Annotated in this window: 10 protein-coding genes; 5 read left to right on the top strand and 5 right to left on the bottom strand. The window is 59.1% G+C overall.

The annotated features are described in order from the left end of the window. A partial coding sequence (locus tag ABX749_RS09490; RefSeq protein ID WP_372895763.1) for an LptF/LptG family permease occupies positions 1–1,107 on the bottom strand: 1,107 nt, incomplete at its 3' end. Positions 1,108–1,317: 210 nt separating this feature from the next. Then, positions 1,318–1,521, bottom strand: a complete 204-nt coding sequence (locus tag ABX749_RS09485) for a hypothetical protein (protein WP_145207584.1) — start codon at positions 1,519–1,521, stop codon at positions 1,318–1,320. A 284-nt stretch (positions 1,522–1,805) separates the two neighbouring features. Between ABX749_RS09485 and ABX749_RS09480 the strand changes: the two genes are divergently transcribed. Together ABX749_RS09480 and coaD are read left to right on the top strand one after the other, a co-directional pair. Then, the gene (locus tag ABX749_RS09480; protein ID WP_372895762.1) at positions 1,806–2,918 is read left to right on the top strand and encodes an aminotransferase class V-fold PLP-dependent enzyme; all 1,113 of its coding nucleotides are present in this window, start codon (positions 1,806–1,808) and stop codon (positions 2,916–2,918) included. A gap of 61 nt (positions 2,919–2,979) precedes the next feature. Then, complete coding sequence (gene coaD / locus ABX749_RS09475) at positions 2,980–3,486, top strand: pantetheine-phosphate adenylyltransferase (RefSeq protein ID WP_145207585.1); 507 nt, start codon at positions 2,980–2,982, stop codon at positions 3,484–3,486. A gap of 12 nt (positions 3,487–3,498) precedes the next feature. On the opposite strand, the gene ABX749_RS09470 is transcribed toward coaD, so the two are convergent. The 3 genes from ABX749_RS09470 to ABX749_RS09460 form a co-directional block, all read right to left on the bottom strand. After that, positions 3,499–4,344 carry a sugar phosphate isomerase/epimerase family protein gene (locus tag ABX749_RS09470; protein WP_372895761.1) on the bottom strand — a complete coding sequence of 282 codons (846 nt, stop codon included), beginning with the start codon at positions 4,342–4,344 and terminating at the stop codon, positions 3,499–3,501. Between the two features lie 82 nt (positions 4,345–4,426). Continuing rightward, entirely contained in the window at positions 4,427–5,341 is a 915-nt protein-coding gene (locus ABX749_RS09465) for a sugar phosphate isomerase/epimerase family protein (protein WP_372895760.1), read from the bottom strand. Positions 5,342–5,348: 7 nt separating this feature from the next. Next, the gene (locus ABX749_RS09460; RefSeq protein ID WP_372895759.1) at positions 5,349–5,807 is read right to left on the bottom strand and encodes a hypothetical protein; all 459 of its coding nucleotides are present in this window, start codon (positions 5,805–5,807) and stop codon (positions 5,349–5,351) included. Between the two features lie 299 nt (positions 5,808–6,106). Between ABX749_RS09460 and ABX749_RS09455 the strand changes: the two genes are divergently transcribed. The 3 genes from ABX749_RS09455 to ABX749_RS09445 form a co-directional block, all read left to right on the top strand. Then, positions 6,107–8,401 carry an Hsp70 family protein gene (locus ABX749_RS09455; RefSeq protein ID WP_372895758.1) on the top strand — a complete coding sequence of 765 codons (2,295 nt, stop codon included), beginning with the start codon at positions 6,107–6,109 and terminating at the stop codon, positions 8,399–8,401. Positions 8,402–8,589: 188 nt separating this feature from the next. After that, positions 8,590–9,993, top strand: a complete 1,404-nt coding sequence (locus ABX749_RS09450) for a VWA domain-containing protein (protein ID WP_372895757.1) — start codon at positions 8,590–8,592, stop codon at positions 9,991–9,993. 46 nt (positions 9,994–10,039) lie between these two features. Next, on the top strand, positions 10,040–10,292 hold a 253-nt coding region (locus tag ABX749_RS09445), incomplete at its 3' end, for a hypothetical protein (protein WP_372895756.1).

Here is a 10,292-nt window from a genome sequence, read left to right as displayed (position 1 = left end):
GATCGGCCCGAGCACCAGAAAGGGCATCCATGCCGCGACCGCGGGCGAGAGCAGGTAACCCCCGCCGCCCATCGCGCTGCCGGCGGTCTTGAGTGCGAAAAACAGCATCACCGTTCCGATGGCCGTGCCGATCATCATGAACAGATTGCGGCCGCGACGATTGACCACCAGTGGCAGCCCGAGCAAGAACAGCGAAAAGTCCAACGGCACCCTCATGATCCGCTCGTGTAACAGCACGCGCGTCGCCATCGAATTATGGACCGCGGGATTGCGCAACCGTTCCAGCAGTTGCTTGCTGCTGCACAGCCGGGTGGACGACTGGTCGGTTTGCAGGATTTCCGCATTGACCGGCGTGGCAACGAAGCATTCACCCGAAGCGATCCAGGGTTGATCGTGGGCCGTCATCAGTATCAGACGTCCGTCACGTCCCGCCGAGGGGATGTGGTCGATCGCCGGTGGGGTGAAGACGTTTTGCATCAAGTAGCCCTCATCGTGGTTCTCGTCGGCCGGCAACCAGCGCGCCGAGACCGAGACGATGGCTTCGCCGAAACCCGGGTAATCAACATCGAGTCGGAAATTGGGCTGATAGATTTCTTTGCTGCGAGGCCGGATCGATTGGCCTTCGAGCAAAATCCCGCTGATCTTGTCGTAGCTGGGCAAGATCGGTTGGGGGGCGTCGCCGGAAAGATCTTTGCTCTTCATCGACAACGCATCACGCATCGTCGGCAACAGCATTTCGCGGCTGCCCAGCTGGACCAACACAATGGCCAGTGCGGCGAAAACCATCGAACGGAAAATGCGTCCGTGTGACACGCCGGCGGCCAGCGTCGCGGTCAGTTCGCCGGTTCGACGAAGCCATCCGACGACGAACAACAGCGACATCAAGGCGATGATCGCGCCGGTCCAGTCGAACAGCAGCAACATGTAGGGGCCGTAGTAGTACCACATCACGCGGGAAATCCCGACGCCGCGTGACTCGGCCAATTCCACCAGGTCGTTCATGTTCTGGAAGGCATGGAAAACGACAAAGATTCCAGACAGCGAGGCGAAACAGACCAGAAACGTCCGGAAGAACAGCCCCAGAATGTAACGATCGATTTGCGTCACGGCGGATCGGACTCAGTTGGATGGAAACGTGTTGCCTGCCACACTGAGGAACCATCTGGCTCCGGTAGATCTGGCCCCGATAGATCTGGTCCCGAAGCGTCAGGGGACAGGGGGCCGTTCCGACCACTCGGGATGATGCCCTGGAGGATCCTCAGCGATCGCGCAAGCATCCCACCGGGTCGGCGGCCGACGCAAGATCGAATCGAAACGCTATCGCTGCTCGCGATAAGTCGACCAGCTCAAGTAGATCAGAACGCCGCCCAAGATCGCAAAGGTGAGGTCCATCATCAGACTCGCACCACCCAAAATCGCCAAGCTGGTTTGGCCAGACAGTAAGGCAACCGCGTCTAAAACGAACAGGCTGACGACCAAGATCGACGCGACAAGGCTAAAAAGACAGAGTGCCTTGGGCATCAATTGAACCTCGGGACGAATGTGAAATGAGTGAAGGGCCAGACGTAACGCTCGTATCGCGGCCGGGAAAGGGCCGCAGTATAGTTGCCCGAGCACATGTTTCCCAAGCCTACGCTATATCGCTAGTTTACCGAGAGCCACTCTGGCCCCGGATTGGGACAATTTTTCGGTAAATTCCGTTTAGAAGGGCGATTCGACGATCCAAAATCATGCCAAGCACGCCATCTCCGCCAGATTTTGACCCCCAGATTCGCTCCGACCCGTGGGGCTGGTGGCGAAAAAAAATGCCGATCACGGAAAAATGGGCCTATTTGGACCACGCCGCCGTCGGCCCGCTTTCGATGCCCGCTGCCGCGGCGCTGCGGAACTATGCCGACGAAGCCGAGCGCGAGGGCGATACCGTGTGGCCCACTTGGGCGGGTCGGGTGGAAACGCTGCGTCACGCCTTCGCCGAGCTGTTGCACGCCGAGACGGACGAAGTCTGCTTTGTCCCCAACACGTCGGCGGGGATCAATTTGGTCGCCGAAGGATTTCCTTGGCAGAGCGGCGATTCGGTCGTGATCCCCGACGGCGAGTTTCCCAGCAATCTGTACCCCTGGCAAAACCAGGCCTCGCGGGGCGTCGAGGTGCGGATCGTGCCGCGCCGCGACGGACGTGTCGAGCCGGAGGACTTGTTTGAACACGTCGATGAATCAACCCGCATGATTTCCCTGTCGTGGGTCGGCTATGCCAGCGGTTTTCGCGCCGATTTGGATGCGATCATCCAGCGGGCCCACGCCCAGGGCGTCCTGGTTTTTCTCGATGCGATCCAGGGGCTGGGGGTGTTTGATTTGGATCTGCAGAAGATCGACGTCGATTTTTTGGCCGCCGATGGTCACAAGTGGCTGCTGGGTCCGGAAGGTTATGGCGTGGCGGTCATTCGGAAACGTCATTTGGAGCGTCTGCGTTGCTGTAGCGTCGGTTGGAACAGTGTGCGGAACACGTTCAATTACGCTGAACCGAAATTGGATCTTCGCCGCACCGCGGCGCGGTTCGAGCCGGGGTCGGCCAACATGTCGGCCGCGGCCGCGCTGGGAGCGAGCGTGGCGATGTTCAATACGATTCGCCAGACGCATGGGCCCAACGCGATCGGCGACCGTGTGCTGGGGTTGGCAACTGAATTGGATGACCGGTTGCGCGCCGTCGGTCTGCCGACCCAAATTCCCGGCAAGCGTCAGCACCGTTCAGGGATCGTAACGTTTGGGGTGCCTGGGCAAGATCCCGCGGCGGTTCGCAACCGGGCAATCGAGCAAGGCTGTGTCGTCAGCTGTCGTGGGGGCGGCATCCGGGCCGGCGTTCATGCTTACAATGACAGTTCGGACCTGGAGCGGCTCGTTGACGCGGTTGCGCCGACGTAGCGCTTTGGCACCACTGGATTGGATCCGACGAGCGATCGAACCCTTTTCCCCCGAATCACGCATGAATGAAAACAACGAGCGGCGGATCGCTGTTTACACCGGATCCTTTGACCCGATCACGTTGGGGCATCTTCACATCATCCATCGAGCGAGTCGCTTGTTTGAAAGCTTGGTCATCGGGATCGGCATCAACGCCGAAAAGGGGTCCCTGTTCTCGCCGGAACAACGCAGCGAGTTGGTGCAGACGGTGACCCATGACATCGAAAACGTCCGGGTTGAAATCTTTGACGGGCTGGCGGTCGACTTCGTCCGCTCGCTCGGCTCGCGACTGATGGTGCGTGGGATTCGCCCGATGACCGACATCGCCGGCGAATTCACGATGATGATGGCCAATCGGCAATTGGACGAAGACGTCGAGACCGTGTTTCTGATGGCCGACGAGCGGTTCTCGCACGTCAGCAGTTCACTGTTGAAACAGATCGCCAGCGTCAGCGAGGACGACGAGCAATTGGCAAAGTTCGTCCCCCGAGCCATCATCGCGCCGTTGCGAGCGCAAATGCGGGGCTAACCCAATGCGGGGCTAACCCAGGATGTCGTCGCGGAGCCGGGTGAGCAGGTCGATCGCGCCGCCGATTTCTTGCTTTTGTCGGACGGGATCTTCGGGGATTTCTCGCTCGATCGTCAGCGGACCTTCGTAGCCGATCTCGTGCAGCGTTTCGAGATACTTCCGCATGTCGACGTCGCCTTTTCCCAGCGGCACTTCGCAGCCCCAGGTTTCACCCGGTTGGTCGCTCCACGTGGCGTCTTTGCAGTGGATGCTGCGGACGTGTTTGGCGAGCATTCGGAGCGCTTCGATCGGTTCGCCGGTGCCGTAGAGGATCATGTTGGCGGGATCAAAGTTGATTTTCAGATTATCGCAACCGACCGCGGCGATGAAATCCAGCAAGCCTTCGGCGGTCTCTTGCCCGGTTTCCAGATGCAGGAATTGATCGTTGCCGGCGCAGTGTTCGCAAAGCTCCGCGGTGACCTTGACGATCTCGGCGTATTGCGGATCGGAGCTGTCGTGGGGGATGAATCCCAGGTGCAGCGCGACGGCGTCGCAGCCGAGCCATTTGGCAAAATCGGCGATGTCACGCATTTCGGCCAAGCGACTTTGGCGAGTTTCAGCGGGCACCAGGCCGATCGTTTTGACGACCGTGGGGATGTCGGCATAGCTTTCGCCCTCGAATCCGCCAAACACCGCCGTGCAACGCACATTCATTTCATCGAGCTGTTGCTTCAGTTCTTCCGCCGTCGCCCGGTCACGCTTGGCGGGCTGCGGTGCGTGCAGTTGGATGGTGGGAAGTCCCAGTTCTTTGATGACGTCCCATTTGACGCCGAGTCCGGCGTCGACCGAAGCGAACACACCGATGGGCCAAGATTCCATTTGTTTGAGATCCGTAAGAGTTGTGAAGCGTGATTGAATGGTTGAGATCGCCCACGGCGATCGAAGCGAGGTCGGCGAAACGTCAAACGACGTAATTGCGGAGAAAGTTATACGACTGTTTCAGCGCCCGCAAACAGTCCTCGTCGGATCGTTCGTAGGCGCGGTCTTCGACTTCCACGCAAACGGGGCCGTCGTAGCCCGTGTCCGTCAACGCGGCAAAGAACTGTCCCCAGTCGACGTCGCCCATCCCCGGCAATTTCGGCGAATGCCACTCGTTGGGGTTTGCCAGAACGCCGACCCGGTCCAGCCTGGCCCGATCGACACGGACGTCCTTGGCATGGACGTGAAAGAGTTTATCGGCGAATTCTGCCAGCGGTGCAAGGTAATCGACATGCTGAAAGACCAGGTGCGAGGGATCGTAGTTGAGCCCGAAGTGGTCGCTGGGAATGTCGTCAAACATCCGCTGCCAGATGGCGGGCGAATGGGCCAGGTTTTTGCCAGCCGGCCATTCGTCGTCGGTGAAATACATCGGGCAATTCTCGATCCCCACCCGCACGTCGTGCTGTTCGGCCAGTTCGATGATCGGTTTCCAGGTCTCCAGAAAACGCGGCCAATTGTCGTCGACATTCTTGGTCCAATCGCGACCGATGAACGTGTTCATCGTGCCGATGCCCAGCCGGCGGGCCGCCACGATCACCGCCCGAATGTGCTCGACGGCCAATTCGGCTTCGTTGTGATCGGGGGACAGCGCGTTGGGATAATAGCCCAGCCCGCTGATCGCGACGCCGCTGTCTTGTTGCAGGGTCGCGATGGATTCGACCGTTGCGTCGTCGAGCGAGTGGACATCGATGTGGGTGATGCCTGCATAACGACGCGTCGCCTTGCCCTGCGGCCAGCACATCACTTCCACACAGTCGTAACCGATCTCGGCGGCGGTCTGAAACACCTGCTGCAAGTTCGCTTCGGGAAGAATCGCGGTGACGTAACCGAGTTGCATGGCTGATCTACTCGTCGAGTTTGGTGTCGGGGACGGTTTCGCCTTCCCCGTTCCAGTTGGGGGCGCGATACCGGGTGGTGGGCGGACGGACGGTCGTCTTGTTCGTCAGCAACCGCAATTGGTCGCCTGCGAACAGTTTGGGAACCAGTTGTTCGCCACGTCGCAGCCGATACAAGATACAGCCTTTGCGTTGAACGTAGTACATGCCCCAGACCGTCGCGACGAATCGTTCACGTTCCAGCCCCACGCCTTTCGTTTCGACTTGATCGCCGATTTCAAACTCTTCGATGCGGATCGACAACCACATCGCCGGTCGCAATCGAAACCGGAGCCGTCCATAGACATAGTGGTAATAAACGCCGTCGAACGAAACCCGTTTGAGCACCCGCGGGCTGGGGATCAATTGAGTCGCGATCGGCGTGTCGTCGGGATGGATGAACCCTTGGCCATTCTCCGGCCATCTCAAGAAACATCCATAATCGGGTAGCTGCGGCCATTGCATGGGAGGGCAAAACTTCACAAAGCGGAAATGGGCGTCCACGCGAGGGGCATAAGTGTACAGGATGCAACAGTCTAACCGAATCAACCGCACCTGCTGTCCGCAGCGACAGTATTTACACGCCCGTCGCGCAGTGAGATCGCAGTTGGCATCACGTTGCCTCGACCGGACGGGTACAATCGGGCGGGTACAATCGGATACCATCGGCGTTCTTACGACAATCTTTTCTCTCTACTTCGCTCCGTTGGACCGACCCGTTTTTCTTTATGACAGACAGCAAGACGCAACCACCGGTCGGAATCGACCTGGGCACTACCTTTTCGGCGGTCGCATTCCTGGACGGTGACGGCCGGCCCGAAACGATCCGCAATTCCGAGGGCGACCTGACCACACCCAGCGCCGTGTTCTTTGACCAGAAACGCCCGATCGTGGGGATCGAAGCGGTCGAGGCCGGGCTGTTGGAGCCTGATCGTTTGGCCCAGTTCGCCAAGCGGAATGTCGGCGAGCAATTTTATGAAAAAGCGATCCGGGGCAAGCATTTGCCGGCCGAAGTCATCCAAGCCTTGGTGCTGCGGAAATTAAAAACCGATGCAGAATTGAAACTCGGTCGAATCAGCGAAGCGGTCATCACCGTCCCGGCGTTCTTCAATGAACCCTGCCGCAAGGCGACCCAGGATGCCGGGCGGCTGGCCGGATTGAAGGTGCTGGACATCATCAATGAACCGACCGCTGCGGCGATCACCTACGGTGTTCAGCAGGGTTTTTTGGGCGCCGGAGTTGCCAACGAGCGGCGCGAGACGGTGTTGGTGTACGACCTCGGTGGGGGCACCTTCGACGTCACGGTGATGGAGATCGAAAAAGGAAATTTCAATACCATCGCAACTGCCGGCGACGTTTACCTTGGCGGCATCGATTGGGACAGCCGGCTCGTCGACCTGATCGCCGAAGCGTTCCTTGCCGAACACGGAATCGATCCTCGAGACGATCCCCAGGCTGAACAGGAATTGCTGCGCAAGGCCAACCAGACCAAGCACGCGCTGACCCAACGCGAAGCGGTCACCGTTGCGTTTGCCAATGACGGGCGGCGATTGCGAACCGAGATCACGCAAAAACAGTTTTCCGAGCGTTGCGTCGACTTGGTCGAGCGGACGATCATGACCGTTCATTTGGTGCTCGACGACGCCGGCATCGATTGGCCGGATCTGACGCGTCTGATTTTGGTCGGCGGCTCGACGCGAATGCCGATGATCCGCGACGAGCTGCAGCAACTCAGCGGCATGGAACTCGATCGATCGCTTTCACCCGACGAAGCGGTCAGCCACGGCGCGGCGTTGTACGCGGGCATGTTGTCCGCCGGGGCTAATGACAAGACCGGCATCTCCGTCAGCAACGTCAACTCGCATGATCTGGGCGTCTTGGCCCTCGACCCCAAATCGAACAAACCGCGACGCAAGATCATGATCCCGCGCAACAGCAAGTTGCCGGCGCGGAAGATGGTGCGGTTTCGAACTCACGTCAACAACCAACCGAATGTCAAAATTCAAATCGTCGAAGGCGGCGATAAACGCGGCATCAATGCGACGCCGATCGGCAAGTGCGTCGTCGCCGACTTGCCCAAGGGAACACCCAAGGGGACCAACGTCGAAGTGCGATTCGATTACCGCGCCGACGGCCGGCTGACCGTTCATGCGTCGCTGCCCGAGATCGATCGCAAAATCACGATGACCCTCAATCGGGCTGCCGGATTGTCGGACGACGAAATCGCCGCCTGGAGGCGTCGTTTGGACGACGGCCTCAGCGACGCCATGTTGGCCAGCCTGGCCGAACACGGTGACGACGCGTCCGCCTTGTTCTCGGCAGACGACTTGACCAGCGAAGACGCCGATGCGTTGCCCGATGAGAGTTCCATTGACCCGTCCGAGGCTGCCGCGGCGGATCAAGTCAGGACAGATCAGGTTCAAGGGTTTGCCGCCTTGCAGCACGTCGAACCGGAACCCGCCCCATCGAAAACACCAGTGGTCGCTTCCAAAGCCGCCGCCATTTTGGGCGTGTCTCAGCCGCCACTTTCCCCGGCGCCGGTCGAACCGGCCGGCCAGGACGCCGTGCGTGAATCCAACCCCGCCTACGCCGCAAGTCCGGTCGCGCCTGAAAAAGCTGCCCAGGCCAAACGCGCTGCGGCCAAAGCGGTGTCAAGCAACGACGGGGCGATCAAGATCGAGACCAACGACCCCGCCGGCGGACCGAAACTGTCCGTCGCCGATGCCCAGAAATTAGCCGTCGCGGCCGGGGCGGCCGCGCCCACCGTCTCCGAAAAACCGAAGTTGGCACTGGACCCCAAGGACGCGGCGCCACAGGTCAAAGCCGACGCCAACGATTTTGCCATGCTGGCGGCTTTGGGCGGCGAGTCAAAATCACCCCGCAAGGCTGACGTGCCATTGATCGTCACCGACGCGCCGGCCGGCAAAGGTCGCGCGAAACCGCCGGCAAAACAGGCCGCGGAACCGCAGGACGCGGCCAAGCCGAAAAAGATCGGGGGCTTGTTCGGTCGCAAGCGAAAGTGATCTGACAATTCTTTTACATTGTTTTGAGACGATCCAGACCATTGAATCGCGGAATGATCGTTTACTAGGATAGCTGCGGCGTGCCATTGGTTCTGAGCCAATGGCGCGGATCGGTGTGTCGGCGATTTCTGTGATCGCCCCCGGAGACGCAGCTGGCGAATGACCACCTGAAAAAGGGAATCGAAACGATGTCTGCGACTCATTGGAAAAACGCGCCCGTCCTGTTGGCGATCGGGCTGGCTCTGGCGGCAATGCTCGGCAGCGGATCGAACACGTTGCGGGCCGAACAGTTGTCCTTGGACGTCGGGGTGTCCAATCCGACGATGCTGGCTGGGGAAAAGCAGATCAATCACATCCGCATTTCCCTGACCGGATTTGACGTTCCGCAAAACAAAAAACGCCCGCCGGTCAACACGGCGATTGTGATCGACCAAAGTGGATCGATGGGCGGACAAAAGATCGTTCAAGCCCGCGAGGCGGCGATCGCGGCGGTCCGTCGATTGCGAGATGACGACATCGTCTCGATCGTGCTGTACTCCGATTCCGCGACTGTACTGGTGCCGGCCACCAAAGCCACCGATCGCGAATCGATCATCCAAAAAATCCGCTCGGTCAACGCCGGCGGAAGCACCGCCCTGTTTGCCGGCGTCAGCAAAGGGGCCGCGGAAGTCCGAAAGTTTCTCGACAGCGATTCGGTCAATCGTGTGATCCTACTCTCCGACGGCCAAGCCAACGTGGGGCCGAAAAGCCCGCGTGAGTTGGAGCGTTTGGGGGCCTCGCTGGTCAAGGAAGGGATCAGCGTCAGCACGCTCGGACTCGGACTCGGTTACAACGAAGACCTGATGAGTCGATTGGCGTCGGCCGGCAGCGGCAACCACATGTTTGTCGAACAAGCCGATGATCTGGTCGCGGTCTTTCAAAAAGAGTTCAACGACTTGATGAGCGTGGTCGCCAGCGATTTCAAAATCCACGCGAAAATCGGCGAAGGCATTCGTCCCGTCCGTGTGCTCAACAACAAAGCGGACATCAGTGGACAAGACATCTACATTCCGCTGGCCCAACTGTACGCCCGCCAACAACGCTACTTTGTGATCGAAGTCGAAGTCGACGCCGGGCAAGCGGGCAGCAAACGGCCGCTCGCCTCAGTCACCGTCCAATACCAGAACATGCTCAGCCAGACGACCGACACGTTGACCAGCAGCATCGAAGTGCGGTTCACCGACGACAAAGAAGCGGTGGCCAGAGAATGCGATCACGAAACCGCTGCGTACTGCGCGATCCAATTGGCCAACGAAAAGAACGTCCAAGCCACGGCACTGCGTGACGCCGGGCGTATCAAGGAGGCCAAGGAGCTACTGCTGGGCAATAGTGTGCAGTTGCAAAAACTGGATCAACTCTACGGCGCCCAACTCGGGGACGAACTGTCGATGGAGCTCAAACGCAATGCCAAGCTGAATGAGGATCAATCGGTAATCATCGAGAGTCCGGCAGAATGGAATTACTCGCGAAAGGCGATGCGATACGAGCAAAGCAAGAACGCGGCGCAGCAGCAGATGCGCGTGAAAAAAGCTCCTCCGGCGGACAAAAACTGAGTCCCAGCGTGACCGGATGGGGCCAGATTCGGCGTGCCGTTAGGCTGTGCCTGACGACGCTGGCATGCACAGCATGCCCTACGCCATTTGGCATGCACAGCATGCCCTACGCCGCTTTGCGCAGGTTTCATTCCTGAAATGCCTGGCATCCGTGTCCCCTGTGCAGGACGCGGAGCAAGAGATTGAAAACGGCAAATTGAACACTTCCAATTGCAAATTTGCATTTTTCATTTTTCATTTTTCATTTTTCATTTTTCATTTTTCATTTTTCATTTTTCATTTTTCATTTTTCATTTTTC

Source organism: Stieleria sp., from assembly GCF_041595215.1.
GTDB lineage: Bacteria > Planctomycetota > Planctomycetia > Pirellulales > Pirellulaceae > Stieleria > Stieleria magnilauensis.
The sequence above is the reverse complement of the archived record's forward strand: the minus strand, read 5'-3'. Positions and strand labels throughout refer to the sequence as shown.

Bases quoted from the DNA above. Each gene is read 5' to 3' on its own strand.
- ABX749_RS09465 (WP_372895760.1), bottom strand. From the start codon at position 5,341: ATGCAACTCGGTTACGTCACCGCGATTCTTCCCGAAGCGAACTTGCAG.
- coaD (WP_145207585.1), top strand. From the start codon at position 2,980: ATGAATGAAAACAACGAGCGGCGGATCGCTGTTTACACCGGATCCTTT.
- ABX749_RS09455 (WP_372895758.1), top strand. From the start codon at position 6,107: ATGACAGACAGCAAGACGCAACCACCGGTCGGAATCGACCTGGGCACT.
- ABX749_RS09450 (WP_372895757.1), top strand. From the start codon at position 8,590: ATGTCTGCGACTCATTGGAAAAACGCGCCCGTCCTGTTGGCGATCGGG.
- ABX749_RS09485 (WP_145207584.1), bottom strand. From the start codon at position 1,521: ATGCCCAAGGCACTCTGTCTTTTTAGCCTTGTCGCGTCGATCTTGGTC.
- ABX749_RS09480 (WP_372895762.1), top strand. From the start codon at position 1,806: ATGCCGATCACGGAAAAATGGGCCTATTTGGACCACGCCGCCGTCGGC.
- ABX749_RS09470 (WP_372895761.1), bottom strand. From the start codon at position 4,344: ATGGAATCTTGGCCCATCGGTGTGTTCGCTTCGGTCGACGCCGGACTC.